The organism is Rhodoferax lacus (assembly GCF_003415675.1).
In the GTDB taxonomy this organism is placed as follows: Bacteria; Pseudomonadota; Gammaproteobacteria; order Burkholderiales; family Burkholderiaceae_C; genus Allorhodoferax; species Allorhodoferax lacus.
Genome location: NZ_QFZK01000014.1, coordinates 45,052 through 71,872, shown reverse-complemented (window position 1 = coordinate 71,872; position 26,821 = coordinate 45,052). Strand labels below are relative to the sequence as shown.

Sequence of the window (26,821 nt, the reverse complement as noted above, 5' to 3'; positions counted from 1 at the left end):
AAGGAAAACACCATGGTCACCAAAAAACCCAAGGGTCTGGGCATGGGCCTGGAGGCCCTGCTGGGCCCCAAGGTCAAGGAAGCCATCAACCTGGACGGCAGCGTCGCCGCGGCTGATCTGCCCAGCACGCTGACACTGTCCGACCTGGTCGCAGGTCAGTACCAGCCGCGCACCCACATGGACGAGGGCGCGCTGTATGAACTGGCCGAGAGCATCAAGGCCCAGGGCATCATGCAGCCCATCCTGGTGCGCCGCCTGAGCGACGAGCAGGCGCAAGCCAAGCGCCTCGCACAGAACCCGGGGGCAGAGCCCAGCGGCGGCACACCGCGCCCGCTGTACGAGATCATTGCCGGCGAGCGCCGTTTCCGGGCCGCCAAACTGGCTGGCCTGGACAGCGTGCCGGTGCTGGTGCGCGACGTGCCCGACCAAGCGGCTGCCGCCATGGCCCTCATCGAGAACATGCAGCGCGAGGACCTGAACCCGCTGGAAGAGGCCCAGGGCCTGCAGCGCCTGATCAAGGAGTTCGGCCTGACGCATGAAAGCGCCGCTCAGGCGGTGGGCCGCTCGCGCAGTGCGGCCAGCAACCTGCTGCGCCTCTTGAACCTGGCCGACCCGGTGCAGACCATGCTGATGGCCGGCGACATCGACATGGGCCACGCCCGCGCCCTGCTGGCCTTGGACCGGGCCACCCAGATCACGGCAGCCAGCCAGATTGCTACCAAAAAGCTCTCGGTGCGCGAGGCCGAAAGCCTGGTCAAAAAACTCAGCGCAGAGTTCGCGCTGACCAGCCCCAAGCCCAAGAAAGAAAAGTCACGCGACTTGAAGCGGGTGGAGGAAGAGCTCTCGGATTTGCTGATGGCGCAGGTGGATGTGCACCTCAAGAAGCGCGTCAAGCGCAACGGCCGCATGGAAGACATGGGCGAGGTGGTGATCCAGTTTGCCTCGCTCGACGAGCTCAATGGCCTGATCGAGCGCCTCTCGCCCGGCGTGTCGCGCTGATACACAGCGCCTGAAGGTTCGCCCATGTTCAGCCCCCACACGCTCTGGCCCGCCCGCTGGCGCTGGCCGTTGCCTGCCATCTTGGCCTGGCTGCTGGCCTGGCTGGTGTTCAAGCTGCTGGCGGACCAGGGTTTTTCTGCCGGTGTGGCGCTGGGTACCGCCTCGGCTCTGGGTGTGGCCTGCAGTCTGTGGGGCGACAGCTGGTGGCGCCGCCTGTTGATTGGTGCGGGTTTTCCGCTGTCCCTGGCGATCTCGCTGGTCTCGGCCGGGGCTACCTCCATACCGGCCTGGGCCTGGTTGCTGCCCTTGGGTTTTTTGCTGCTGGTCTACCCCATTAATGCCTGGCGTGATGCGCCCCTTTTTCCCACGCCAGCGGATGCCTTGAATGAATTGCCGCGCCACGCGCCCCTGCCCACAGGTGCCCTGGTGCTGGACGCTGGTTGCGGTGCCGGTGACGGCCTGCAGGCCCTGCATGCCGCCTACCCACAAGCCGCTCTGCATGGCCTGGAGTATTCCTGGCCGCTGCGGTTCCTGAGTGCCCTGCGCTGCCCCTGGGCGCGGGTGCGCCGCGGGGACATCTGGATAGCCGATTGGTCGGCCTACGACATGGTCTATGTGTTCCAGCGCCCGGAGAGCATGACGCGCGCCGTTCTCAAGGCCGGTGAACTGCGCGAAGGCGCCTGGTTGGTGAGTCTGGACTTTGAAGCAACACATCTGCGACCCAGCGCCCAATACCGCACGCCCGGTGGCAAAATGGTCTGGCTGTACAGGGCGCCGGTGGTGGCGCGCTAAGGAGAAAATAAATGGATTCCCAGTCCCCGTTGCCAGGCGAGAACGCCGTTGATGCCTTGCATGCACACCAGGTGGTGCTGTTCGCCGTGGCCTCGTTGGCCGAGCTGCGCGAGTCCGACACCGCCAGCCACCTGTTGCGTGTCAAGCATTACGTGCGCCTGCTGGCCGAGAAGTTGCAGCAGCAAGCGGCCTACGCCCACCGCCTCACCCGCGGCTACATCAACGACTTGTGCGCCAGTGTGGCCATGTATGACCTGGGTACCGTGGCCATACCCGACCGCATCCTGCTCAAGCCAGGCCGGCTGACACCGGACGAACTGGCCATCATGAGCACCCACACCACCCGTGGCTATGAAGCCATTGTGCAGGCGGAAAAGGCGCTGGGCTTGCAGTCCCCCATACTGAACTTTGCCAAGGAGCTGACGCAGTCGCACCACGAAAAGTGGAACGGCAAGGGCTACCCCAAGGGCCTGTCCGAAACCCAGATTCCGCTATCGGCCCGTCTGGTCGCCGTGGCCGATGTGTACGACGCACTGATCAGCAACAAGATCTATCGCCAGGGTGTGTCGCACGAGGAAGCCGTGGGCATTATCTTTGGCGAGCGTGGCCAGCACTTTGACCCCGACGTGGTCGATGCCTTCATGGAACTCACCGTGGAATTCGAAGACGTGGCGCGCCGCTTCGCCGATACCGAGCGCGACATGCAGAACAAGATCGATTACATGGCCAACGCCATTGCAGAGATCGCCGAGCTGTAAGCGCCCGCGCTTCAAGGGGATAGCCCGGCAGTTCAGCGTGGGTGGTCGTCTGCGTCAATAATCCGGCTTTGATTCCAGGAGACATAACAATGGGCAATCGCCTCACACAAATCGCCACCCGCACCGGAGATGCCGGCACCACAGGGCTGGGCGACAACACCCGCGTCTCCAAAAACAGCCTGCGCGTGCACGCCATGGGCGATGTGGACGAGCTCAACTCCAACATCGGCGTGCTGCTGTGCGAAGACATGCCCGAGGGCATCCGCACGCTGCTGGTGGAAATCCAGCACCAGCTCTTCAACCTGGGTGGCGAGCTTTCTATCCCCGGCTACGAACTGCTCAAGCCCGAGGCGGTGCTGGCACTGGACCAGGCGCTGGAGGAGTACAACGCCCAACTGCCGCGGCTGGCCGAATTCATCCTGCCTGCTGGCACGCGCGCCGCGTCTCTTGCCCACGTCTGCCGCACCGTGGCGCGCCGCGCCGAGCGCGCCTTGGTGGCCCTGGGTAATGAAGAGGCGCTGAAGGAAAACCCGCGTCAGTATCTCAACCGTCTCTCGGACCTGCTGTTTGTGCTGTCGCGCGCCCTGAACCGCCACCGCACCGACGGCACTGTGGGCGATGACGTGTACTGGAAGAGCGAGCGCATGGCCCAGGCTTAGCGCAGGCCGCAACCGCTGGCGCCGCTGTGATGCAAGCGAAGGGCATTGGACGGCTGGCGATCAGTTTTTGATCAAGACAGGGTGCGGGCAAAACCGCAGACTCGGGCCCCTTGCTCCTGTCTTGAACCAAAGCCCAGCCCTTGAACCACTTTGTCACGCTTGCTCTCCTGCTGCTTTGCGCGGCCCTCGTCATACATCTGTCCCAGAGGCGAAATGCCTGGCGCAAATCTGACACAACTTGGCCCTTCTATGGCAAACGGCCGCTTAGCACCCCGGAGCAGGTGCTGTACCAGCGCTTGGTTACGGCGCTGCCCGGGCACATCGTCTTGTCGCGCGTGCCGCTCAGTAGCGTGTTGGGGGTCCGGCCAGGCTTTGACCTCAGAACCTGGAGCCGGCGCCTGCGCCACTTGCAGTACGACTATGTGGTCTGTGCCCGCGATGTCAGCGTGCTGGCCGCCATAGAACTCGAAGACAGCGCACGCAGCGGCAAAGCCCCGACTGCCGCCGAGGAGACAAAGGAGCGCGCCACTGCCACTGCGGGCATTCCTCTGCTGCGATGGCAGGTCGGTGCCTTGCCCGATCAAGCACAGATACAAGCCGCCTTTGGGCGAACCATGGCGCAAGGCTTCGCGGACGCCGACTTCAACGCAGACCCGTTCGGATAGCACCCGGGCAGTACAAACCCCAGTGGTGGCCGTGGCATGAAACTCGCTAGTATCGGAGGATAAGTTGACCAATTGGTTAACTTATGATTCCCGAGACCCAAAGTAGTGCACCCTGGCCGTCCATGACAACAACCCAAACCCTCCGCCCCGCAGACTCCAGCCGCCTGGCTGTGCAGGTAAGCCATGCCAGCGTGGTCTACCAGACAGCTGACACACCGGTGCATGCCCTTAGCGACATTGACCTGGACATTGCCGAGGGCGAATTTGTCTCGCTCATCGGGCCGTCTGGCTGCGGCAAGACCACGCTGATGCGGGTGATCGCGGATTTGGAGCACATCAGCGCCGGGCAGGTGCTGGTCAATGGGGTGTCGCCACACGATGCGCGCCTCGCCCGGGCCTATGGCTATGTGTTCCAGGCACCCGCCTTGTTCCCGTGGCGCACGGTTTTGGGCAATGTGACCCTGCCGCTGCAAATTCAGGGCAAGGGGCGGGCCGAGGCCAGGCAGATTGCACAAGAGCATCTGGAACGCGTGGGCCTCAAGGGCTTTGAGGGCAAGTACCCCTGGCAACTCTCCGGCGGCATGCAGCAGCGTGTGTCGATTGCACGCGCCCTGTCCTTTGAGCCCAAAATTCTGATGATGGACGAGCCCTTTGGCGCGCTCGATGAAATCACCCGTGACCGGCTCAACGAACAGTTGCAGCAGCTCTGGCAGCGCGAGCGCCGCACCGTGGTGTTTGTGACCCACTCGATTGCCGAGGCGGTGTATCTGTCGACCAAGATCGTGGTGATGTCGCCGCGCCCGGGGCGTATCGTCAAGGTCATCCAGTCACCGCTCCCCGATGAACGCCATCTGGGCCTGCGCGACACTCCCGAATTCATGGCCCTCGCACATGAGGTGCGCGAGGCTTTGGCGGATGGCCACCATGGCTGAAATAGTGCCCCCACGTTCGCCCGCTGCGCGTGGCTCTCTGCCCCCCGAGGGGGCGCGTTTGGCCTTGGGGCGGCCCGGCGGCCAAACCTCCCTCTGGAAGCGCTTCCTGCACAACGGCCTGCCCATCGCCGTGGTGCTGCTGACCGTGCTGCTGGCCTGGTACGCGGCGGCCTGGGCGCTCAATGCGCCGGGTGCCATTGAACGCGTTCTGGACGAGGAGGCCGGTTACACCCAGCGCGAGCTGTTCGAGGCCACCATGACCATGGAGCGCCCGCTCATGCCTGCGCCGCACCAGGTGGTGATGGACCTGTTTGAGAGCCTGACCGAATGGCCCGTGGACAACCCGCGCAACCTGATTTACCACGTGGCCGTCACGGGACAGAGCACGCTGCTCGGCTTTGTCATGGGCACGGCCCTGGGGCTGTTGCTGTCGGTGCTGATCGTGCACAGCCGCACGCTGGACCGCGCGCTCATGCCCTGGATCGTGGCCTCGCAAACTGTGCCGGTGCTGGCCATTGCGCCCATCGTGCTGGTGATTTTGGGCAGCATGGGTTTTTCCGGCACGGCGCCCAAGGCGGTGATTGCCATGTACCTGTGCTTCTTCCCGGTCACCGTGGCCATGGTGGCGGGCCTGCGCTCGCCCCAGGTGATTGAGACCGAAATGATGCACACCTATGCTGCGAGCCGTTGGCAGTCGCTGTGGCTCTTGCGTCTGCCTGCTGCCCTGCCGTTCCTCTTCCCGGCCCTGCGCGTGGGCGTGGCCGCTGGTCTGGTGGGCGCCATGGTGGCCGAGCTGCCCACGGGTGCGGTCGCCGGTCTGGGTGCCCGGTTGCTCACTGGTTCCTATTACGGCCAGACGGTGCAGATCTGGTCGGCGCTGGTGATGTCGGCGCTCTTGGGGCTGACGCTGACGGCCGCTGTGGCCCTGGTGGAGCGCCTGGTCTTGCGCAACCGGGGAGGTGTGGCATGAGCGACACCACGAACGCCTGGCTGAGCGCCGGTGCCTCGCCCCTGTTCTGGCCTGCCATCGTGCTGATCGCTGTGCTGGCGGGCTACAGCATCTACCGCACTGCCGCTCTGGAAGGCAGCCGCTGGGTCGGCACCTTCACTGCCGCGGTCTTCGGCCTGTGGGTGGTCTTCTTTTGGGAAGTGCTGGTGCGTTGCCTGGACGTGTCGCGCGTGCTGCTGCCCGCGCCCAGTTTGGTGGTGGCGTCGATGGCTGACCACGCGCCCAAGCTCTGGGGCGACTTTGTGCAGACCGTCGGCAAGGCGGTTTTGATCGGTTGGGCTCTGGGCTGCGGTCTGGGTTTTGCCGTGGCCGTGGCGATTGACCGCATGCCGTTTTTGCAGCGCGGCCTGTTGCCCGTGGCCTCTCTCACCAGCGCCATCCCGCTGGTCGGCATAGCGCCCATTGCAGTGATGTGGTTTGGCTTTGAGTGGCCCTCCAAGGCCGCCGTGGTGGTGCTCATGACCTTCTTCCCGATGCTGGTGTCCACCCTGGCCGGCCTCAAGGCCGCGGGCAAGCTCGAGCGCGAGCTGATGTACAGCTACGCCGCCAGCTACACGCGCACGCTGCTGGCGCTGCGGCTGCCCTCTGCCTTGCCCTTCATTTTCAATGCGCTTAAGGTCAACGCCACGCTGGCCCTGATTGGCGCCATCGTCGCCGAGTTTTTTGGTTCGCCCACCAGCGGCCTGGGCTTTCGCATTTCCACCGAGGCCGCGCGCATGAACATGCCCCTGGTCTGGGGCGCGATTGTGGTGGCTGCCGTGACCGGCTCGCTGGCCTATGCCCTGCTGGTGGCGCTGGAGCGGCGGGCCGCGTTCTGGCACCCGTCGATTCGCGGTGCCAAGTAGCGAGCAGATGGCCTTATGTTTTCGTTGTCCTGTGTTGATTCTTTAACCCTGAAGGAGTGTTCCATGATTCGTTCCCCCAAGATCACCAGCGGCCTGATGGCTGCGGTGCTGGCCGTGTGCGGCGTTGCTGCCAGCACTGGCGCGCTGGCCAATGAGGCTGTCACCGTGCAATTGAAGTGGGTGCCGCAAGCCCAGTTTGCCGGTTACTACATGGCCGCTGCCAAGGGCTTCTACAAGGACGCGGGGCTGGACGTGACCATCAAACCCGGCGGCCCCGACATTGCCCCCACCCAGGTGCTGGCCGGCAAGCAGGCCGACATCGTGGTGGACTGGATGCCCTCGGCCATGGCCTCGCGCGAAGCCGGTGTGCCCCTGGTCAACGTGGCCCAGGTGTTTGACAAGTCCGGCCTGATGCTGACCTGCAAGAAGAAGAGCGGCGTCAAGACCTCCAAGGACTTCAAGGGCAAGACCCTGGGCGTCTGGTACGGCGGCAACGAGTACCCCTTCCTCAACTGGATGAACAAGCTGGGGCTCAAGACCGACTCCGACATAAAGATCCTCAAGCAGGGCTTTAACGTGGACCCGCTCCTGCAGGACCAGGCCGCCTGCATCTCCACCATGATTTACAACGAGTACTGGCAGGTGGTGGACGCGGGCGTGAAGGAAAAAGACCTGGTCACCTTCTTCTATGAAAAAGAAGGCGTCTCCACCCTGGAAGACGGCCTGTACGTGCTCGAGCCCAACCTGAAAGACCCCGCCTTCGTGGCGCGCATGGGCAAGTTCCTCAAGGCCACGCTCAAGGGCTGGGACGCTGCGGTCAAAGACCCTGAAGGTGCGGCCAAGGCCGTGGTGGCTGCAGATACCTCGGGCAGCTCCAGCCTGAAGGTGCAAAAGCGCCAGATGGAAAACGTGGCCAAGCTCATCAGCAACGCCGGTACCAAGAAGATTGGCTACCTGGAGCCCGCCGCCTTTGACCGCACCATCAAGGTCCTGCTGACCGGTGGCAGCGACCCGGTGATCAAGAAGGATCCGGGCAAGGCCGCCTACACCCATGCGGTGTGGGAAGCTGCGCAGAAGTAAGCGCACAGGTGAAGGCGCGCATGGCTGTACCCACAAAAACCGTGCGCGCCACTGTCAGGACGGAAGCCCCCGAGGCCCCGTCCAAGGGCCTCATTCGCCAGACGAATGAGGCCCTGATTCTTCTGGGCGCAGAAAAGGTGTTTGCCCGCACCGGCTTCAGTGGCGCCACCATGGCCGCCATCGCCGAGGCCAGCGGCCTGCCCAAGGCCAATCTGCACTACTACTTTGGCAGCAAGGACGTGCTCTACCGCGCCGTGCTGGCCCGCATTCTCAATGACTGGCTGCAGCCCACGCTGGTCATCACGGCTGAGGCCGAACCACGTACCGCGTTGGAGCAATACATACGCGCCAAGATGCGCCTCTCAGTCGAGCGCCCCGACGGCTCCAAGGTGTTTGCGAATGAACTGCTGCACGGCGCGCCGGTGGTCAAAGCACTGCTGAAAACGGAGCTGCGCCAACTCGTCATGGACAAGGCCGCCGTGGTGCAGGGCTGGATAGACGCCGGGCGCATGGCGCCTGTAGACGCTGTGCACCTCTTCTTCACCATCTGGGCTGCCACGCAAACCTATGCCGACTTCGATGTGCAGGTCTGCGCCGTGCTGGACACCGATGCGCTGGCGGAGAAAGACCATGCGCGGGCCACCGAGCATGTGGTGGCGTTGATCCTCAGGGGATGCGGTTTGTAGGCTGTTTCATTGCTTCAAGCGCTTGTGCGCCGCGTCAGCCAGTGCGGCCATTTTTTCAGACACGCGTGCCATGGCGGACTGGTACACCACGCTGTCCTCTCGCTTGTCCACGGCCATCACCATCACGATCAGCACATCGTCCTGCACACCATAGACCAGGCGGTAACCCTGCTTGTTGAGCTTGATCTTGTAGTGCCCTGCCAGCGCACCATGCAGCGCAGCGCCGGGCACATGCGGGTTGTCCAAGCGCTTCTTCAGCAAGCGCCGCATGGGTTCCTTTACAGAGCCGTCCAGTTTCTGCCACTCAGCCCAGGCGCTGGGCACAAACTGCAAGCGGTATTTGTATTTGCGAACGGGCGGCGCTGCCTCAGATGGCATCGATATCCACCTCAATGGCTTGGGCCCGTTCCCCCATACGGGCCAGCACGGTGCGGCCCAGTTCCTGATCGGAAAGCTCTTCCAACATCGCTTCAAACAGGGCGGGTTCGATCATGTAGAACGCCGCTTTGTTATGGTTCAGCACCGCCACCGGGCGGCGCTTGGCGTCCCGCAACACAGCAGCCGGGTTCTTCTTGAACTCGGACATGCTGATCGTCACGTCGGCATAGATGGATTCCATAATCAGCTCCTAAATAAGAGCCAATTATGGCGCTTAATCGCGCTGGTGTCGACCTACCGCAGGTGGTGCACCTCGGCCTGCTGGTACACCGGCGTCTCCAGCCCCTCGTAGCGTGCCTTGAGCTGCAGCGACAGGAACTGCGAGTAGTGGCGGCTCTGGTGCAGGTTGCCGCCGTGTATCCACAGCTGCGGCTGGTTGGTGGGCTTCCACATATTGCGCAGCTCGCCCTCCCAGGGGCCGGGGTCTTTGGTGGTGCTCGATCCCAGGCCCCAGACCTTGCCGACGCGGTTGGCCACCTCGGGCGAGACGATGTCCGACAGAAACTGGTTCATGGAGCCAAAGCCAGTGGCATAGACCAGCACGTCGGCGGGTAACTCGGTGCCGTCGGTGAGCGTGACCGACTTGAGGTTGATGCGCTCGATGTTGACCCGGCTCTTGAGCTTGATGCTGCCGTTGGCCACCAGCTCGCTGGCGCCCACGTCGATGTAGTAGCCGGAGCCGCGTCGCAGGTACTTCATGAACAGGCCCGAGCCGTCATCGCCGAAGTCCAGCATGAAGCCGGCCTTCTCCAGGCGGCCATACAGGTCGGCCTCGCGCTTCTTCATTTCCTCGTACACCGGGATGTGGAAGCTGTGCATGATCTTGTAGGGCACGCTGGCAAACACCAGGTCGGCCTTGTGGTGGTCTATGCCATTCTTCACTGCTTCTTCGCTGTACAGCCCGCCCAGGGCCAGCTCCATCAGCGCCTGTGAGGGCGCAATGTGGGTGCTGCTGCGCTGGACCATGGTGACGTCCACATCGTTTTCCCACAGTGCGGCGCAGATGTCGTGGGCCGAGTTGTTGGAGCCCAGTACCACCACTTTTTTGCCCTGGTATTTTTCCGGGCCGGGGTGCTTGCTGGAGTGGTGTTGCTCGCCTTCAAAACTCTCGGCCCCGGCAATCTTGGGCACGTTGGCATAGCCGGACACACCGAGTGCAAAGACGAGTTGTTTGGGCCTCAGCGTAACCTGCTCGCCGGCGCGGTTGACCTGCACCACCCACTCGCCTGCGGCCTCGTCAAAGTGGGCGCTTTGGGCCGTGCTGTTACCCCAGTAATTGAGCTCCATCACCTTGGCATACATCTCCAGCCAGTCCCCAATCTTGTCCTTGGGCGCAAACACCGGCCAGTCATCGGGGAAGGGGATGTAGGGCAGGTGGTCGTACCAGACCGGATCGTGCAGGCACAGGCTTTTGTAGCGGTTGCGCCAGCTGTCGCCGGGGCGCGCGTTCTTCTCGATGATGAGCGTGGGCACACCCAGGCGGCGCAGGCGCGCGGCCAGGATGATGCCGCCCTGACCGCCACCCACAATCACCACATAAGGCTGCTCGGTGTAGCCCAGGCTGGCCTCTTCGTCCTTGCGGCGTTCCAGCCAGTTCTTGCGGCCCTTTTGCACGCCGTGCTCAGCCCCCTTGATGCGGTGGGTGCCGGTCTTCTCCTCAAAGCCTTTGAGCTCCACCATGGTGGTCAGCAGCGTCCAGGCCCGGCCGTCTTGCAGGCGCAGGTGGCCGCGTCCGCGCGAGACGCGGGTATCGAACGTGAACCAGGCGTCGATCACGCCACCGGCTTCGCTGGCCTCGCCTTCCAAGGCAAAGTTCGAAGGTGCTGCATCCTCCAGGCGCTCGGCCAGCATGGCGCGCACGGCTGCGGGGCCTTCCTGTGTGCAGATGTTCCAGGTGAAGCTGACGAGGTCGCGCCAATAGCAGTCTGCGCCAAAGAGCGCTGTGGCTGCGTCCAGGTTGCGGCTGCCAAGGGCGGCTTCAAAGTCGGCCAGCCAGGTGCTGGCCTGTTGCGACGGGGTGGGGCTTGTCATGGGTTTGTCTCCGGTGTTGCGCCAGCCTCTACGCGGGCTGACTCACAGAGATACAAGTCAATATCCGTGCCATGCATGCGGGCCACGCAAGTCCTTGATTCATAACAAACGCCAGGCTTTCGCCGGGTGTCACAGGGTGACAGCTGTCACAGGCCAGACGCGACACCTGTCACGGCCCAAAGGCCTGTGCGTGGACTGCCTGATCAGCCGCTGATACGTCGCCTATGCGCGGTTGGGCGGCACGATGCCCGCACGCTGCATGCGGCGGTACAGCGTCATGCGCGAGAGCTGCATGTCACGCGCCACCGCGCTCACATTCCAGTGGGCCGCCTGCAGCCGTTGCCGCAGGTCCTGGCTGCTTTCAGTGTCCGTGCTGGCAGCAGGCTGGCCGTGCGCAGCGGCTGGCGTGGGTGCCTCGTGCAGCAGGGCTTGCGTGCGGTTGCTGGTGGCCAGCGCGGGCAGGTCGTCGGTGTCGATATCGCCGCTCTCCCGCATGCTGCAGGCGTACTCCAGCACGTTCTTGAGCTCGCGCAAATTCCCCGGCCAGGGGTGGGCCATGAGCTGGGCGCGGGCGGCTGGGCTCAGGCTGCGCCCGCCCAGCAGGCGGTCCATCATCAGGCCGCGGTCGGTGCGCGCGCGCAGGGGCGGCAGGCTGAAGTGCGCACCGTTCAGGCGGTAGTACAGGTCATCGCGAAAGCCGCCGCGCTGCACCAGTTGCTCCAGCGGCGCGTGGGTGGCGGCTATCACGCGGATGTTCACGGGGATCGGCTTCAGGGCGCCCACGGGCAGCACCTCGCGCTCGGACAGCACGCGCAGCAGCCGCGCCTGCAGGGGCAGGGGCATGTCGCCAATCTCATCCAGAAACAGCGTGCCACCGTCGGCCTCCTGGATCAGCCCGCGCTTGCCGCGCGAGCTGGCGCCCGAGAAGCTGCCGGGCAGGTGGCCAAACAGCTCGCTCTCGATCAGCGCCTCGGGGATGGCGGCGCAGTTCACCGCCACAAAGGGCCGCTGCTGGCGCACGCCGCTGGCGTGGATTGCCTTGGCAAAGTACTCCTTGCCCGAGCCGGTCTCGCCGGTCACCAGCAGGCTGATGGGCGAATTCACCAGCATGGCGGCGCGCTTGATCTGCAGGTCCAGGGCGGGGTCGCCCGCCGACAGGGCGGCCAGGGGCGCGGGCAGCACGGCCACTGTCGCCTTGGCATCGCGCACCAGCACGGGCGCAGGGGGTGGCGGTGTGGCCGACAAAAACAGCAGGCGCCGCAGGCCGGTGACCATGACGGCACGCTGGTCGCTGGGCTCGGTTTTGACAAAGCGGCCGATGTGGGCAAAGGGCAGGTCGAACAGGGCCTCAAAGCGCGCACCCAGCAGCGTGCCATGGTTGACCGATTGCAGGCCGAGCTGGGCGCGCCGGTTGTGGCCCACCACACGCCCATTGGCATCCAGCGCCAGCAGGTATTCGGGTTGCACCTCCAGAAACTGCGGCGCACCCGCGAGCCGCACTATCCAGTCGCGCCGGTGGCGCTGCAGGAAGGCGGCGTTTTCGATGTCATGCGCCACCATGCTCACGAGCTGCAGGGCCAGGTGCTGGCTCTCCTTGGGCTGCGACGAGCTCAAGCGCGAGATGTCCAGCACCGCGCTCAGGTGCCCGTGGCTGTCGTAGATGGGCGCGCTGGTGCAGGTCAGCGGGATGTGGGTGGCATCGAAGTGGTCATCCAGATGCACGGTGAGCGCCTGGCCGGTGCTGATGCAGGTGCCCACGCCGCAGGTGCCGGCGTGGTGCTCGCTCCAGTCGGCCCCCAGGTAGAGGCCGGCCTTGCGCAGGCTGGGCTCAAACACCAGGTCGCCCAGAAAGTCCACGGTGATACCGCGCGCATCGGTCAGCAACACCACATAGCCCAGGCCACTCACCTTGCTGTAGAGCGACTCCAGGCCGTGGCGCGCAATGTGCAGCAGGCTCTCCATCTGCTCCTTGTGCTCGCGCAGCCGCGCCTGCGGCACGATGATGGCCTCCTGCATACGCGTGGGGTCCAGCCGGTGCTCGTGCACGCAGCGCAGCCACGAGTCATGGATGACCTGCTCGCGCGCCAGCGCGCCGCCCACAAGGGCGCGGGCGTCGGAGGCCACCTGCATGACAGTGGCAATGTGCTGATGGGAAGAGACAGGCATGGGCGTTTCCGGCGAGGACAAAACAGCCTGCCACAATCTGCTTGCCGCGCCCGGGTGTCAAGGGCGCATATACCCGTAGAGGATGCCGTTGCCAGCCTGCACGGCCAGATGCCACCGACGGTTCAGCGTGTGGGCAGCAGGGCCCACAGCGGCACTGCTTCGACCTGTTCGCTGAGCTTGTAGCGGTGCAGGCCGGGGTAGACCACGTACAGCACATCGAGTTTCAGGTCATGCAGCGCAATGCGCATGCTGGTGCTGACAGTGGGTGCCAGTGAGCGCTTGAATTCCACGCCAATACGCTGCTGGCCGCGCAGCATCAGCAAGTCCAGCTCGGCGCCCTGGTGCGTGGCCCAGAAAAAAGCCTCGGTGGGTTTGGCGATGCGCAGAATCTGCTCCAGTGCAAAGCCTTCCCAGCTCGCCCCGTGGTGCGGGTGCGCCAGCAATTCGGTCAAGTTGTGCACACCCATCAGCGCATGCAAAAAACCGGTGTCCCGAAAATAGACCTTGGGTGCCTTGACCTGGCGCTTGCCCAGGTTTTCATGCCAGGGTTGGAGTTGCCGCACCATCAAGGTTTGCGTGAGGGTGTCCAGGTAGCGCCGTATGGTGGGCTCTGAAACGCCCATGGATTGGGCGAACGGTGCGGCCGACCAGATCTGTCCGTGGTAGTGGGCCAGCATGGTCCAGAAGCGCAACATCGCCGGGGCTGCGATGTTGATTCCAAACTGTGGCATGTCCACCCGCACATGGTCCGCAATCGCGTTCATGCGCCAGACAAAGCTGTCCTCGTCGTTGGCCGCCAGATACGCGCGTGGAAAGCCACCCCGCAGCCACAGCGCGTTGGCCACTGCGTCGCTGTAGTGGCCTTGTGCCTTGCACACCTCATCCAGATCAAAGCCACTGACTTCCACCGTTTCCACCCGACCCAGCAAGGACTCGCCGGCCTGCTGCATCAGTTGGGGCGAGGCGCTACCCAGCAGCAGGTACTGCCCTGGCGCGTTGGAGCGGTCCATCAGGCTGCGCAGCAAAGGGAAAAGGGATGGGCGCAGCTGCACTTCGTCAATGACCACCAGGCCTGAGAGCTGCTCCAGGGTTTGCGTGGCCTGCTCCAGGCGCTGTGCGTGGGGCGGATACTCCAGGTCGAAATAGTTGGCCGAATCGCGCGGGAGAAAGCGCTGCGCCAGCGTGCTTTTGCCCGACTGGCGAGGGCCTTGCAGCACCACACCGCGCGAGCGCGCCAGCGCAGCGGCTATGGTTTTTTCAAGTGCATCCCGGTTCAGCATGCCGGCATGCTAATCCATTTACCATGAAATTCCAACATGCCATGTTCGAATTTCATGGTGCGTTCTGGCAATCCTCAGGCCACAAACACCCTGGCTTTGCGCGGCGTCAGCACCAGTACTTCGCCTTCTTTGAAGGCCTGCTCGGCAAACTGCTGCGCGCCGATTTGCGCCTCGATGATGTCGCCGCTGCCGGCAGCCGATGCATCCAGCGGCAGTAACTCCAGGCGGGCGATGGGGCCGACCACAATGGCGCGCACCAGTTTGGCGGGGATGCCGCGCTGCTGCTGGTAGGCGCCAATGCCGCTGTTTTCACCGGCCTCGTAGCGGCGCACATCCAGGTCGTGCGGACGCACGTAGGCGAAGGCTTTGGCGTCCTGCGCTTCGCTGTGCTCCGGGCTTTGCAGGCGCACGCCGCGCTGGTCTTCACCGATCAGCATTTCGCCCTCGTGGGCGCGGCCATGGAACAGGTTCACATCGCCCAGGAAGCCATAGACAAAGGGGCTTGCGGGATGGTCCCAGACTTCCTGCGGCGAGCCGATCTGTTCTATCTTGCCGGTGTTCATCAGCACCACGCGGTCGGCCACTTCCAGTGCCTCTTCCTGGTCGTGCGTGACAAAGATGCTGGTCACATGCAGGTCGTCGTGCAGGCGGCGCAGCCAGCGGCGCAGCTCCTTGCGCACCTTGGCATCGAGCGCGCCAAAGGGCTCGTCGAGCAGCAGCACCTTGGGCTCCACGGCCAGGGCGCGGGCCAGTGCAATGCGCTGGCGCTGGCCACCGGAGAGCTGCGCCGGGTAGCGGTCCGAGAGCCAGTCCAGCTGCACCAGGCCCAAGAGGTCGTGCACCTTTTGCTTGATGACGGCCTCACTGGGCCTTGTGGCGCGCGGCTTCATGCGCAGGCCAAAGGCCACGTTGTCAAACACGCTCATGTGGCGAAACAGCGCGTAGTGCTGGAACACAAAGCCCACGTTGCGCTCGCGCACATGCACGTCGGTGGTGTCTTCGCCGCTGAACAGGATGTTGCCTTGGTCAGCCGTCTCCAGCCCGGCAATGATGCGCAGCAGTGTGGTCTTGCCGCAGCCCGAGGGGCCGAGCAGTGCGACCAGTTCGCCGGACTCAATGTCCAGGCTGACGTCGCGCAGGGCGTGGAAGGTACCGAAGTCTTTGCTGACGTTGCGGATGGCGATGCTCATGGTGTTCTTCTCGAAAGACGGTTTTCAGTTCAGGCTTGGGTGGCAGCGGAGGTGGGAATGACCATTGGTCGCTCGGGCGGCAATGCCGCTGCGGCCTTCTGTTCGCGCTCAAAGCGCCACTCCACCACCTGCTTGATGACCAGTGTGACCAGGGCCAGCAGCGCCAGCAGCGAGGCCACCGCAAAGGCGGCCACGCTCTGGTATTCGTTGTACAAAATTTCCACATGCAAAGGGATCGTGTTGGTCTGGCCGCGGATGTGGCCGGACACCACGGACACAGCGCCAAACTCACCCATGGCGCGCGCATTGCACAGGATCACGCCATACACCAGGCCCCACTTGATGTTGGGCAGCGTCACATGCCAGAAGGTCTGCCAGCCGGTGGCACCCAGCACAATCGCAGCCTGCTCTTCCTCGGTGCCCTGGGCCTGCATCAGCGGAATCAGCTCGCGGGCGATGAAGGGAAAGGTCACGAAGATGGTGGCCAGCACGATGCCGGGAATGGCGAAGACGATCTTGATGTCATGCGCCTGCAGCCACGGCCCAAACCAGCCCTGTGCGCCAAACATGAGCACGTACACCAGACCCGCCACCACAGGCGACACCGAGAAGGGCAGGTCCACCAGCGTGGTCAAAAAGGCCTTGCCCCGGAACTCGTACTTGGCAATGCACCAGGCCGCCGCAACGCCGAACACCAGGTTCAGCGGCACGGCAATGGCGGCGGTGATGAGGGTCAGGCGAATGGCGCTCCAGGCGTCGGGTTCCTTGAGCGCCTCGAGTGCTGCGCCGCCGCCCTTGCGCAGGGCCTCGGTAAACACGGCGGCCAGCGGCAGCACCAGGAACAGGAAGATAAAGACCAGGGCGATGGACAGCAGCGTCCACTTGACCCAGGTGGGCTCGGTGGTGCCGGCAGTGGCCGTGCGTTGGGTGCGGGTGTTGCTCATGACTGGGCTCCATTGCGGCGGCGCTGCCAGGCTTGCAGGGCGTTGATCACCAGCAGAAGGGCGAATGAAATCACCAGCAGCACCACGGCCACGGCGGTGGCGCCGGCGTAGTCGTACTGCTCGAGCTTGCCAATGATGATGAGGGGCGTGATCTCGGACACCATGGGCATGTTGCCGGCGATAAAAATCACCGAGCCGTACTCGCCAATGGCGCGGGCAAAGGCCATGGCAAAACCGGTCAGGAGGGCCGGGGCAATGGTGGGAAAGATCACGTGGATAAATGTCTGCAGGCGCGTGGCACCCAGGCAGGTGGCGGCCTCTTCCAATTCCTTTTCGGCATCTTCCAGCACCGGCTGCACCGTGCGCACCACAAAGGGCAGGCCGATGAAGATCAGTGCAATCACCACGCCATTGCGGTTAAAGGCCAGCTGCACGCCATAGGGCTCCAAGAGCGAGCCGACCCAGCCATTGCTGGCCAATAGCGCAGTGAGCGAAATGCCGGCCACCGCGGTGGGCAGGGCAAAGGGGAGATCGACCAGGGCATCGATGATCTTCTTGCCGGGAAATGAATAACGCACCAGCACCCAGGCAACCAGCAGGCCAAACACCGCGTTCACCGTGGCCGCAATCAGCGAGGCGCCAAAGGTCAGCCGGTACGACGCCATCACGCGCGGGCTGGTGACGGCCATTACAAACTGGTCCCAGGTCAGGGTGAAGGTCTTGAAGATCAGGGCCGAGAGCGGGATCAGCACGATCACGCTCAGGTAGAACAGCGTGTAGCCCAGCGTCAGGTTGAAGCCGGGCAGCACGCGTTTGGCAGGACGCCGGGGAAGGGTCAATGTGGACATGGCTATGGAAAAAACAGGGCCACCCCTTGGGGGTCAAAAGGCGGCCAGAGCGCGATTCTGCGGACTTCGGGCCCAGGCGCAAACGACTTTGTGGTTGTTTGCTTATGCCAAAACCGAGCAAGGGGGGTGGTTTAACTGCGATTCTCAGGTTGTTGAGAACCACGGCAAAGAGCGCGGCCAACCGGTGACGCGCTGTCACTGGTTGAAACATGCAGGGACAGGGACTGGCCCTTACTTCACCGTATACAGCTTGTCGAACTGCCCGCCGTCATTGAAGTGCACCTTCTGCGCTTCGGCCAGCGAGCCGAACAGTTCTTCCACGGTGAACAACTGAATGGGCTTGAAGGTGGCGGCGTATTTTTTGAGGATGGCGGCATTGGTGGGGCGCAGTGCGTGCTTGGCGGCGATCTCTTGCGCTTCGTCGGTGTACAGGTAGCTCAGATAGGCTTTGGCCAGGTCGGCCGTGCCCTTCTTGGCCACGGTGCGTTCCACCACGGCCACCGGGTTTTCGGCCACGATGCTGATGCTGGGGTGAATCGCATCCACCTTGCCAGTGCCAAACTCGCGGTCCACCGACACCACTTCGGACTCGAAGGTCACCAGCACATCGCCGATATTGCGTTGCAGAAAGATGGTGGTGGCATCGCGTCCGCCCTTGGCCAGCACCGGCACGTTCTTGTAGAGCTTGCCCACGAACTCGGCGGCCTGTGCATCGGTGCCGCCCTTTTTGCGCGCATAACCCCAGGCCGCCAGGTAGGCCATACGGCCGTTGCCGCCGGTCTTGGGGTTGACCACCACCACCGACACGCCGGGCTTGGTCAGGTCGTCCCAGTCCTTGATGCCCTTGGGGTTGCCGTTGCGCGTGAGGAACAGCATGGTGCTCGACGTGGGCGAGGCGTTGTGGGCAAAGCGCTTGTTCCAGTCTTTGGCGACGATGCCGGTGCTGGCCAAAAAGTCCACATCGGTGGTGGTGTTCATGGTCACCACATCGGCGTCCAGGCCGTCGTTGACAGCACGTGCCTGTGCGCTGGAGCCGCCGTGCGACTGGTCAATCTTGACGTCCTTGCCCGTGCTCTTCTTGTAGCTGGCCACAAACGCGGTGTTCACGTCCTTGTAGAACTCGCGCGATACGTCGTAGGACGCATTGAGCAGTGTTTGGGCGGAGGCCAGGTGGCTGGCGGTGAGGGCTACAGCGGCAAAAAGCAGGGAGAGCTTGTGTTGGAGTTTCATATAGGACCTGATAAAAGTTCTGGAGAAAAGGCCTGACCAGTCGCCCGGCGCACAGCGCGCGAGGCAACCGCCCAAAGGCGCGATTGTGCACACCGGCGCAGCATAGCCCAAGGATGTATTGCTTGTTTGCTTATGGCCCAAACCGTCTAAGCCGCGCCTAGCCAAACAGCTGCCCGCGTGCGGCCTTGGTGATGGCCACCACGCAGGGGTGGGTGATGCGCCGCTCCACCGACACCGCATAGAACTCTTCGCGCAGCTCGTCGCTGCGGCCAATCACCTTCACGCCGAATTGCTGAATGGTTTCGGCCTCGGTCACGCTGGGCGCCATGAAGATGCCGCGGCCCTCGCGGGCAAAGGCTGTCATCAGCGCGCCATCGTCAAACTCGCCGACGATGTGGGGCTGCACGCCGTGGCGCGTCAGCCAGCCTTCTAGCTGCTGGCGCACCGAGGCCTGGGCCCCCGGAATCAGCATGGGCTGGCCATTCAGGCATTGGGGGAAGCTGCCCTTGAGCTGCGCCTTGAGGGCCGGTGTGCAGAAGAAACTCATGGCTGTGCCGCCCAGCGGGTGGTTGAAGGCGCGCACGCTCAGGCGGCGCGACATGGGCTCATCGGCAATCACCAGGTCCAGCCGGTTCAGGGCCAGCTCGGCCAGCAGCTCCGGGAACTTGCCCTCGCTGCACACCAGGCGCACCGGCTCAGTAATCGACAGGGCGGGCTCCAGCAGCCGGTAGGCAATCGACTTGCTCACCGAGTCGGCCACGCCCACCTTGAAGTCCAACACCTTGTTACCTGCCCCGGTCGAGGCGCGCACAGCCGCCTCCAGCTCAGCGCCCAGGGTGAAAATCTGGTCGGCATAGCCCAGTGCCAGGCGCCCGTCCTCGGTCAGCTCCAGGTTGCGCCCGGCCTTCTTAAACAGCTTGTGGCCCAGCCAGTCTTCCAGCAGCTTGATCTGTGCCGACAGGGTGTGCGGCGTGGTGTGCAGCTGCTCGCCCGCGCGCATCACGCCCCCGGCCTTGGCCGTGACCCAGAAGTACAGCAGGTGTTTGTAATTCATCGCGTTTTACGAAGTGAGATTGTTGAAACTACGACTTTTCACGAAGCATTGTCCTGCATATATTCAAACCTTTCAGCGCCTTCGCGCTGTACAGGAGTGAAAAAGATGCGACTCAGTACCCGTGGACGATTTGCCATCACCGCCATGATTGACCTGGCCCTGCGCGAGAAGGGCTATCCCGTGCCCCTGTCTGACCTGGCCCTGCGCCATGGCATATCCCTCTCTTACCTGGAGCAGGTGTTTGCCAAGCTGCGCCAGCACAGCCTGGTGGAGAGCACGCGTGGGCCTGGCGGCGGCTATGCCCTGGGCTTTCGCGGCGACAGCATCACCGTGGCCGACATCATTGGCGCCATCGAGGAAGTGGGCGACCCGCACAGTGCCCGCAAGGAACGCGAGGGCGTGCTTGACACCCAGGCCCTGTGGGACTCGCTCAACAGCGCCGTGTTCGAGCACATGAAAACCATCAGCCTCAAAAGCCTGGCCGATGAGCAGCGTGCCAGCGGCTTCAAGGTGCAGGAGCGCCAGAAGACCACCAAGGGCGTGCTGGCCGCACCCGCTCGCCAGACCCCGCGCCCGCTGGTGCCCAACTCGGTGTTCGCGCTGGGGCAGACGCTGCGCGCCTGAATCTGCATATGGTGAGGGCCGCCTTCTGCGGTTTTCACATATGCAATGCTGAAAACGGTCGTTTGTGAACGGGGTGTCCGTCTCTACAGTTTGAACCAAGGCGCGCCTGGCAGCGCCTGCAAACTCTCAAAGGACACATCCCATGAAACTCGTGAAGAAACTGCTCACCGCAACCGTCGGTGCCCTCCTGCTGGCCACCGCGCTCGGCACACAGGCTGCAGACAAAAAAGTCGTCGTCGCCTACCAGACAGACGCCCTGCCATCCTCGCTGGGCATTGCCAACGGCGACTTTGAAAAGGCCACCGGCACCAAGATTGATTTCCGCAAGTTCAACTCCGGCGGCGAAATTTTTGCCGCCATTGCGTCGGGCGATGTGCAGGTGGGCTATGTGGGCTCCAGCCCCTACGCCGCTGCCACTTCGCGTGGTCTGGATGTGAAGGCTTTCTACCTGGCCTCCATCTCCGGTACCGATGAGGCACTGGTCGTGCGCAACGGCTCGGGCATCAACACCGTGGCCGACCTCAAGGGCAAGAAGCTCGCGGCCGCCCCCGTCTCCACCGACCACTACCAGTTGCTGGCGCTGATCAAGAGCCAGGGCCTCACAGAAAAAGACGTGCAGGTGTTTGCCATTCCCCAGCCTGAAATCGTGGCCGCCTTCAACCGGGGCGATATCGACGGCGGCTTCGTCTGGGATCCGGCGCTCACTGAACTCAAGAAGACCGGCAAGGTGCTGGTCACCTCCAAGGAAGTGGCTGAAAAAGGCGCACCCACCTTCTCGGCCTGGGTAGCCACTGGCGCCTTCGCCAAAGAGAACCCCGAGTTCCTCAAAGCCTTCAGCGGCGTGATTGAAAAGCACACCAACTCCTTTGTGTCCAACAAGGCCGCCTGGGACAAGGACAGCGACAACGCCAAGCAACTCGCCAAGCTGCTGGGCGGCACCCCTGCTGACCAGGCTGCTGGCCTCTTGAACCTGAACCTGGTGCCCGTGTCCGCACAAGCGTCGGACGCCTGGCTGGGTGGTGGCGAGAAGTCTGGCATTGCCAAGATCCTGAAGGAAACCTCGGCCTTCCTCAAAGAGCAAAAGAAGATTTTCGATGTGCTGCCCAGCTACGCCGCCTTTGTGACGCCCACCGCCGTGGCTTCGCTCAAAAAGTAGCCACCCGTGCTGAAGGTTGAAAACGCCAGCGTCTTCTTTGCCGGCAGCAATGGCCAGCCGGTGCAGGCGCTGGACAAGGTATCCCTGGACATTCCCGAGCGCGGCTTTGTCGTGGCCTTGGGTACCTCGGGCTGCGGCAAGTCCACCCTGCTCAACGCCATGGCGGGCTTTCTGCCGCTGTCAGGTGGCAGCATCACGCTGGATGGCGCACCCGTCACCCGGCCCGGTGCCGACCGCGGCGTGGTGTTCCAGAAGGACACCTTGCTGCCCTGGAAGTCGGTGCTGGACAACGTGGCCCTGGGCCTGAAATTTGCCGGCGTGTCCAAAGCTGAGCGCAATGCGCGGGCCCAGGAGCTGTTGCGCCTGGTGGGCCTGCAGGACTTTGCCAACGCTGCGCCCTATGAGCTCTCGGGTGGTATGCGCCAGCGCGTGGGCCTGGCGCGCGCCCTGGCACCGGACCCCAAGATCTTGCTGATGGACGAACCCTTTGGCGCGCTGGACAGCATGACGCGCGAACAGATGCAGGAGCTGTTGGTGGATGTGTGGGCGCGCACCGGCAAGCAGGTTTTCTTCATCACCCATTCCATTGAAGAGGCGCTGTTCCTGGGCACCCAGGTCATCGTCATGTCACCCCGGCCCGGGCGCATCGTGGCGCGCTTTGACGTGGACTTTGTGCACCGCTTTGCCGCTGAGCGTGACGCCCGCGCCGTCAATACCTTGCCAGCGTTTGCCGAGCTGCGCGAAGAAATCCGCGCCATCGTCCACCAGAACGAAACCCAAGAGATGCACAGCGTATGACCGACCTCGCCGCCCAACTCGCCTTGATCCAGAACATCGATGCCAGCCAGACCCTGATGCTGCCGGAATACAGCAAGCGCCCGCCCGCGCCCACCCTCGTCAAGATGCGCAGCTTTGGCATTGGCGAAGGCTCTACCGTGCCCATCAGTGTGGCCACCGGCCTCGCCATCCTGTTCCTGTGGTGGCTGCTGGCGCAAAGCGGCTGGGTGGCGCACCTGTTTCTGCCCACCCCGGCCGAGGTCATCACCATGGCGCAAAGCATCTGGGACGACGGCTATGCCAACGCCACGCTGTGGGAGCATGTGTCGGCCAGCCTGGCGCGCATTCTGTCGGCCGCTGCCATTGCCATCACATTGGGCATACCCGTGGGCCTGCTCATGGGCCTGAACCGCTGGGCCAAGGGCGTGCTGGACACGCCCATCGAGTTTTACTGGCCCTTGCCGCCCCTGGCCTACCTGCCGCTGATGATCATTTGGTTGGGCATTGGCGAGGCCTCCAAGATCACCCTGCTGACCTTGGCCATGTTTGCGCCCATCGTGCTCTCGGCCCAGGCCGGTGTGCGAGCGCTGCCCATGGAGCGGGTCAACGCGGCGCTGTCTCTGGGGGCGAGCCGCTGGCAGCTCTTCACCCAGGTGGTGCTGCCCTCGGCCCTGCCCGAAATCCTCACCGGCATCCGCATCGCGTTGGGTGTGGGCTGGGGCACGCTGGTGGCCGCCGAGCTGATTGCCGCCAACCGTGGCATTGGCTACCTGATCATGTCGGCCTCGCACTTTCTGGCGACCGACGCAGTGTTTGTGGGCATTGCCATCATCGCCGTCTGTGCCTTCGGCTTCACCGTGGCCATGCGCTTGCTGGAAGGCCGGCTGGTGCCCTGGAAGGGCAAGAACTGAGCGTGGCCTGTTGTTTGGCGCACTAATTGCTAGCTCGCGGAAGGGGCATTTCAGTCCGTTTGACAGACGTCAACCGGTTGAAACATTCCAGGCCCACAATGCAAGTCCAATCCAGAGGAGCCCACCATGGCAACCAGCAAAAAAGCGCCCGTCGCTGACACCAGCACCACCCCACCGGCAGTGCCGTCCAAGTCCGTGGCCAAGCCCAAAGCCGTCGCAAAGAAGGTAGCCCCGGCCGCTGTGGTGCCAGCTGCGCCCGTTGCCAAGAAGGCCGCCGTCAAGGCTGTGGCCAAGGCACCTGCCAAGGCCGCGCCCAAAGCCCCCGCGGCTGCCAAACCCGCAGCAGCTGTTGCCGCCCCGGTCGCCAAAGCCAAACCCAAGGCCGCTGCCAAGAAGGCCGGCAAGGTCGAAGGCCCCGCCATCGACCAGGCCCAGCGCGCCAACTACATCGAGGTGGCAGCCTACTACATCGCCCAGCGCCGCGGCTTCACGCCGGGCGACCCGGACCAGGACTACCTGAACGCCGCCGCCGAAGTTGACCAGCTGATTGCCGCCGGGCACTTCAGCAAGTAAAAAAAGGGCGACCCGCAGGTCGCCCTCTTCTTTCCTTTGCGGGGAGCGCTGGCTAGTGCTGCCTTGCCCCGCTCAGCCGCCGTACCACCGCAATCATCCTGTCCACCTCTTCACAGGTGTTGTAGAACGCCAGCGACGGCCGCACCGTGGTCTCCACACCCATGCGCCGCAGGATGGGCTGCGCGCAGTGGTGACCGGAGCGCACCGCTATGCCTTCGTCGTTCAGTGCCTTGCCCACTTCCTCGGTGGTGTAGCCCTTGAGCACGAAGGACAGCACGCTGGCCTTCTCGTGCGCCGTGCCAATCAGCCGCACACCGGGGATCGGTTTGAGCAGGTGCGTGGCGTAGGCCAGCAGGTCGTGCTCGTAGCGGGCAATGTTCTCCAGGCCGATGCGCTGCACATAGTCGATGGCCGCACCCAGACCCACCGCGTCAGCGATGTTGCCGGTGCCGGCCTCGAACTTGTTGGGCGGCGGCTGGAACACCGTGCGCTCGAAGGTCACGTCGGCAATCATGTTGCCGCCACCCTGCCACGGGGGCATGGCATCGAGCAGGGCACGCTTGCCGTAGACCACACCAATGCCGGTGGGGCCAAACACCTTGTGCCCGGAGAACACAAAGAAGTCCGCACCAATGTCCTGCACATTCACCCGCATATGGCTGACCGACTGCGCGCCGTCCACCAGTGCGATGGCGCCCGCGCGGTGGGCCAGTTCCACGATCTCCTTCACCGGCACCACGGTGCCCAGGGCGTTGGAGACCTGTGTCACGGACACGATTTTCGTGCGGTCATTGAGCAGCTTTTTGTACTCGTCCAGCAGCACCTGGCCGGAGTCGTCCACCGGAATCACGCGGATCTTCGCGCCCTTCTGGGCCGCGAGTTGCTGCCAGGGCACGATGTTGGCGTGGTGTTCCAGGTTCGAGACGATGATCTCGTCACCCTCGTTCACGTTCTGCACACCCCAGGTCTTGGCAACCAGGTTGATGGCTTCGGTGGCACCGCGCACGAAGATGATTTCATCCACGCTGCCCGCACCCAGGAAGTTGCGCACCTTCTCGCGCGCACCTTCGTAGGCATCGGTGGCGCGGGCGGCCAGCGCATGGGCCGCACGGTGGATGTTCGAATTCTCGTGTTCGTAAAAATACGAGATCCGGTCAATCACTGCCTTGGGCTTGTGCGTGGTGGCGGCATTGTCAAACCACACCAATTGCTTGCCGTTCACGCGTTCCTGCAGGATGGGGAAATCCCGACGCACCGCGTTGACGTCAAAGGCCGGATGGCGTGACGCATCAATCTCCGGATCCCTTCCGGCGAAACCTTTGGGGTCCCGTTTAGGTTCCAGAAAATAGAACGGACCCGCCGCCTGCGCACCGCTGCTGTTGGCAACCGGTGCTGCACCTGCTTGTGCAGGTACGCGTGGGTTGTTGCTCAGCAGCGCACGCAAATCGTCGGCACCGGGCAGGCCAAAGGAATGCGCGGTGACGCGGTCTTCGCGCGGTGCGCTGTAATCGGTCACGGTGGACGGATAGCCGCTGCCGCTGTTGACGAAGTAATAGGGCGAAGCCTCAGCCGCCGGAGCCGGTGCCGAAGCACTGTCGGCCGGAAGCGCTGCACTGCCTGCCGTCACAGCCGCTGATTCACCGACGCCCGGTGCGGCGGGCACGGATGCGCCTCCCGCAGTGGGCTTCGATGGCGCAGTGGCCGGTGTGGGCACGCTATGGGCAACAGGCTGTGGCACGCCCAGCACCTGTCCACCAACGCGGTTGTCTGCAGCGGGTGCTACCAGGGTGGCGTTGTCGGGCAGGCCGTTGGGCGCTGCGGAGTGCGGCACCAGTGCGGGTGTGGATGCGCCCAGGTTGAGCGCATTTTGTGGCGTGGTCGGCGCCATATTGGCACCGGGCGGCGGCTGTCCAAAGGGCAGACCCGCAGGGGATTGCGGCTCACGCGCCGTAGGTCCCAGCGAGCTGCCACCGGGCAGCACGTTGGTGGGTGCAGGCACCCCGCCAAGCGCTTGCGCGGGCGGCTGAATGCTCCCCAAAGCGGGCGCGCTCGGCTGCGCATTCCCAAACGCCGGTGGCGAGGGCTGCGGCAAACTGCCCAGCGACGGCGCAGAGGCCGGCAGCTGAGGCGCCTGTCCCGGCAGGGCCGAGAAGAAGGCACCGGCCAGCTGCGTCAGCATGGCGATGTCGGGCAGACCTGCAGGGGGATGTTCCCCCGGCAGATTACTTGTAGGTGTCTGGATAGTCATGGAACTTGCCCACTTCAACATCTTCCAGCACGGCCAGCGCGTCGTCGGATTGGACAACCAGTGAGCAGTACAGGCTGATCAGATAGGAGGCAATCGCGCTGCGGTTGATGCCCATGAAGCGCACCGACAGACCCGGGCTCTGTTCACCGGCCAGTCCGGGCTGGAACACGCCCACCACGCCCTGGCGCTTGTCACCCACGCGCACCAGGATGATCTTGGTCTTGCCATCGGCCACAGGCACCTTGTCGCTGGGAATCAGCGGCACGCCGCGCCAGGTCAGGAACTGCGAACCAAACAGGCTCACCGTGGGGGGTGGCACGCCGCGGCGTGTGCACTCGCGCCCAAACGCGGCAATGGCCAAGGGGTGGGTCAGAAAGAAGGCGGGCTCTTTCCAGACTTTGGTCAGCAGCTCGTCCAGGTCATCGGGGGTGGGGGCGCCGGTCAGCGGGTTGATGATCTGCTCCGGTGCGACGCTGGCGAGCAGGCCGTAATCCGGGTTGTTGATCAGCTCGGACTCCTGGCGTTCCTTGATGGTCTCAATGGTCAGGCGCAGCTGCTCCTTGATCTGGTCATGCGGGCTGCTGTACAGGTCCGACACGCGGGTGTGCACATCCAGCACGGTGGAGACGGCGTTGAGGAAATACTCGCGCGGGGTTTCTTCGTAGTCCACAAAGGTCTGCGGCAGTTCGGACTCATCGCGCTTGGCGCAGGCCACCAGCACGTCCTGCGGGTTCTTGACCTTGTTGAGGCGGTAGATACCGGCTTCCACGGGAACCCATTGCAGCAGATGCACCAGCCAGCGCGGGCTGATGGTGCTCAGAATGGGTACGGTCTTGGTGGCGTTGGCTAGTTGCCGCGCAGCGTTGTCGCTGAGCGCGGATTGACCTGGGGCTATGTCTGACATGGGAGTCTCCGGGGGTTGAAAA

General features: G+C 63.8%; 27 protein-coding genes. 15 read left to right on the top strand and 12 right to left on the bottom strand.

Annotated features, from left to right (window positions below):
- Positions 1–12: 12 nt before the first annotated feature.
- The 10 genes from DIC66_RS17670 to DIC66_RS17625 all read left to right on the top strand — a co-directional run bounded on the left by DIC66_RS17670 (position 13) and on the right by DIC66_RS17625 (position 8,425).
- A complete protein-coding gene (locus DIC66_RS17670; RefSeq protein ID WP_117179415.1) occupies positions 13–999 on the top strand; it encodes a ParB/RepB/Spo0J family partition protein in 987 nt (328 codons plus the stop codon).
- 24 nt (positions 1,000–1,023) lie between these two features.
- Positions 1,024–1,791: a class I SAM-dependent methyltransferase gene (locus tag DIC66_RS17665; protein ID WP_117179414.1), complete on the top strand. Its 768-nt coding sequence runs from the start codon at positions 1,024–1,026 to the stop codon at positions 1,789–1,791.
- An 11-nt stretch (positions 1,792–1,802) separates the two neighbouring features.
- Positions 1,803–2,549, top strand: coding sequence for an HD-GYP domain-containing protein (locus DIC66_RS17660; protein WP_117179413.1), 747 nt, complete (start codon positions 1,803–1,805; stop codon positions 2,547–2,549).
- An 89-nt stretch (positions 2,550–2,638) separates the two neighbouring features.
- On the top strand, positions 2,639–3,208 hold the full coding sequence (locus DIC66_RS17655; RefSeq protein ID WP_117179412.1) for a cob(I)yrinic acid a,c-diamide adenosyltransferase: 570 nt from the start codon (positions 2,639–2,641) through the stop codon (positions 3,206–3,208).
- 140 nt (positions 3,209–3,348) lie between these two features.
- Complete coding sequence (locus tag DIC66_RS17650) at positions 3,349–3,873, top strand: DUF2726 domain-containing protein (RefSeq protein ID WP_117179411.1); 525 nt, start codon at positions 3,349–3,351, stop codon at positions 3,871–3,873.
- A gap of 122 nt (positions 3,874–3,995) precedes the next feature.
- Positions 3,996–4,805 carry an ABC transporter ATP-binding protein gene (locus tag DIC66_RS17645; RefSeq protein ID WP_117179410.1) on the top strand — a complete coding sequence of 270 codons (810 nt, stop codon included), beginning with the start codon at positions 3,996–3,998 and terminating at the stop codon, positions 4,803–4,805.
- Positions 4,798–5,775: an ABC transporter permease gene (locus DIC66_RS17640; protein WP_117179446.1), complete on the top strand. Its 978-nt coding sequence runs from the start codon at positions 4,798–4,800 to the stop codon at positions 5,773–5,775. The genes DIC66_RS17645 and DIC66_RS17640 overlap by 8 nt, the downstream gene beginning before the upstream one ends.
- Positions 5,772–6,659, top strand: a complete 888-nt coding sequence (locus DIC66_RS17635; RefSeq protein WP_117179409.1) for an ABC transporter permease — start codon at positions 5,772–5,774, stop codon at positions 6,657–6,659. Before DIC66_RS17640 ends, DIC66_RS17635 begins: the two co-directional genes overlap by 4 nt.
- A gap of 63 nt (positions 6,660–6,722) precedes the next feature.
- On the top strand, positions 6,723–7,739 hold the full coding sequence (locus tag DIC66_RS17630) for an ABC transporter substrate-binding protein (RefSeq protein WP_117179408.1): 1,017 nt from the start codon (positions 6,723–6,725) through the stop codon (positions 7,737–7,739).
- Between the two features lie 20 nt (positions 7,740–7,759).
- Positions 7,760–8,425: a TetR/AcrR family transcriptional regulator gene (locus tag DIC66_RS17625; protein ID WP_117179445.1), complete on the top strand. Its 666-nt coding sequence runs from the start codon at positions 7,760–7,762 to the stop codon at positions 8,423–8,425.
- 6 nt (positions 8,426–8,431) lie between these two features.
- On the opposite strand, the gene DIC66_RS17620 is transcribed toward DIC66_RS17625, so the two are convergent.
- The 10 genes from DIC66_RS17620 to nhaR form a co-directional block, all read right to left on the bottom strand.
- Positions 8,432–8,803 (bottom strand): type II toxin-antitoxin system RelE family toxin, encoded by a 372-nt coding sequence (locus tag DIC66_RS17620; protein WP_117179407.1) that lies wholly within the window; start codon positions 8,801–8,803, stop codon positions 8,432–8,434.
- Positions 8,793–9,044, bottom strand: a complete 252-nt coding sequence (locus tag DIC66_RS17615) for a type II toxin-antitoxin system Phd/YefM family antitoxin (RefSeq protein WP_117179406.1) — start codon at positions 9,042–9,044, stop codon at positions 8,793–8,795. Before DIC66_RS17615 ends, DIC66_RS17620 begins: the two co-directional genes overlap by 11 nt.
- A 53-nt stretch (positions 9,045–9,097) precedes the next feature.
- Positions 9,098–10,894 (bottom strand): NAD(P)/FAD-dependent oxidoreductase, encoded by a 1,797-nt coding sequence (locus DIC66_RS17610; protein WP_117179405.1) that lies wholly within the window; start codon positions 10,892–10,894, stop codon positions 9,098–9,100.
- Positions 10,895–11,116: 222 nt separating this feature from the next.
- Positions 11,117–13,060, bottom strand: a complete 1,944-nt coding sequence (locus DIC66_RS17605; protein ID WP_117179404.1) for a sigma-54-dependent Fis family transcriptional regulator — start codon at positions 13,058–13,060, stop codon at positions 11,117–11,119.
- A 122-nt stretch (positions 13,061–13,182) separates the two neighbouring features.
- Positions 13,183–14,340, bottom strand: coding sequence for an ATP-binding protein (locus DIC66_RS17600; RefSeq protein ID WP_117179403.1), 1,158 nt, complete (start codon positions 14,338–14,340; stop codon positions 13,183–13,185).
- Positions 14,341–14,414: 74 nt separating this feature from the next.
- Complete coding sequence (locus DIC66_RS17595) at positions 14,415–15,530, bottom strand: sulfate/molybdate ABC transporter ATP-binding protein (protein WP_117179402.1); 1,116 nt, start codon at positions 15,528–15,530, stop codon at positions 14,415–14,417.
- A gap of 29 nt (positions 15,531–15,559) precedes the next feature.
- Entirely contained in the window at positions 15,560–16,474 is a 915-nt protein-coding gene (gene cysW, locus DIC66_RS17590; protein WP_117179401.1) for a sulfate ABC transporter permease subunit CysW, read from the bottom strand.
- Complete coding sequence (cysT, locus tag DIC66_RS17585) at positions 16,471–17,322, bottom strand: sulfate ABC transporter permease subunit CysT (protein WP_117179400.1); 852 nt, start codon at positions 17,320–17,322, stop codon at positions 16,471–16,473. The genes cysW and cysT overlap by 4 nt, the downstream gene beginning before the upstream one ends.
- 231 nt (positions 17,323–17,553) lie before the next feature.
- Positions 17,554–18,552, bottom strand: a complete 999-nt coding sequence (locus DIC66_RS17580) for a sulfate ABC transporter substrate-binding protein (RefSeq protein WP_117179399.1) — start codon at positions 18,550–18,552, stop codon at positions 17,554–17,556.
- A 157-nt stretch (positions 18,553–18,709) separates the two neighbouring features.
- Entirely contained in the window at positions 18,710–19,606 is an 897-nt protein-coding gene (gene nhaR / locus DIC66_RS17575; RefSeq protein ID WP_117179398.1) for a transcriptional activator NhaR, read from the bottom strand.
- 105 nt (positions 19,607–19,711) lie between these two features.
- On the opposite strand from nhaR, the gene DIC66_RS17570 reads away from it, so the two are divergent.
- From DIC66_RS17570 to DIC66_RS17550, 5 genes are all read left to right on the top strand, one after another.
- Positions 19,712–20,230, top strand: coding sequence for an Rrf2 family transcriptional regulator (locus DIC66_RS17570; protein WP_117179397.1), 519 nt, complete (start codon positions 19,712–19,714; stop codon positions 20,228–20,230).
- 142 nt (positions 20,231–20,372) lie between these two features.
- Positions 20,373–21,386 carry a taurine ABC transporter substrate-binding protein gene (gene tauA / locus DIC66_RS17565; RefSeq protein ID WP_117179396.1) on the top strand — a complete coding sequence of 338 codons (1,014 nt, stop codon included), beginning with the start codon at positions 20,373–20,375 and terminating at the stop codon, positions 21,384–21,386.
- Between the two features lie 6 nt (positions 21,387–21,392).
- On the top strand, positions 21,393–22,184 hold the full coding sequence (locus DIC66_RS17560) for a taurine ABC transporter ATP-binding protein (protein WP_117179395.1): 792 nt from the start codon (positions 21,393–21,395) through the stop codon (positions 22,182–22,184).
- A 56-nt stretch (positions 22,185–22,240) separates the two neighbouring features.
- Positions 22,241–23,074: an ABC transporter permease subunit gene (locus tag DIC66_RS17555; RefSeq protein ID WP_117179444.1), complete on the top strand. Its 834-nt coding sequence runs from the start codon at positions 22,241–22,243 to the stop codon at positions 23,072–23,074.
- A gap of 126 nt (positions 23,075–23,200) precedes the next feature.
- Positions 23,201–23,647, top strand: a complete 447-nt coding sequence (locus DIC66_RS17550; RefSeq protein WP_117179394.1) for a DUF2934 domain-containing protein — start codon at positions 23,201–23,203, stop codon at positions 23,645–23,647.
- 52 nt (positions 23,648–23,699) lie between these two features.
- Here DIC66_RS17550 and DIC66_RS17545 read toward each other — a convergent pair whose 3' ends face one another.
- Both DIC66_RS17545 and DIC66_RS17540 read right to left on the bottom strand, forming a co-directional pair.
- Positions 23,700–25,895, bottom strand: coding sequence for a family 2A encapsulin nanocompartment cargo protein cysteine desulfurase (locus DIC66_RS17545; protein WP_233505973.1), 2,196 nt, complete (start codon positions 25,893–25,895; stop codon positions 23,700–23,702).
- A complete protein-coding gene (locus tag DIC66_RS17540; protein ID WP_117179392.1) occupies positions 25,870–26,799 on the bottom strand; it encodes a family 2A encapsulin nanocompartment shell protein in 930 nt (309 codons plus the stop codon). Before DIC66_RS17540 ends, DIC66_RS17545 begins: the two co-directional genes overlap by 26 nt.
- Positions 26,800–26,821: the final 22 nt, after the last annotated feature.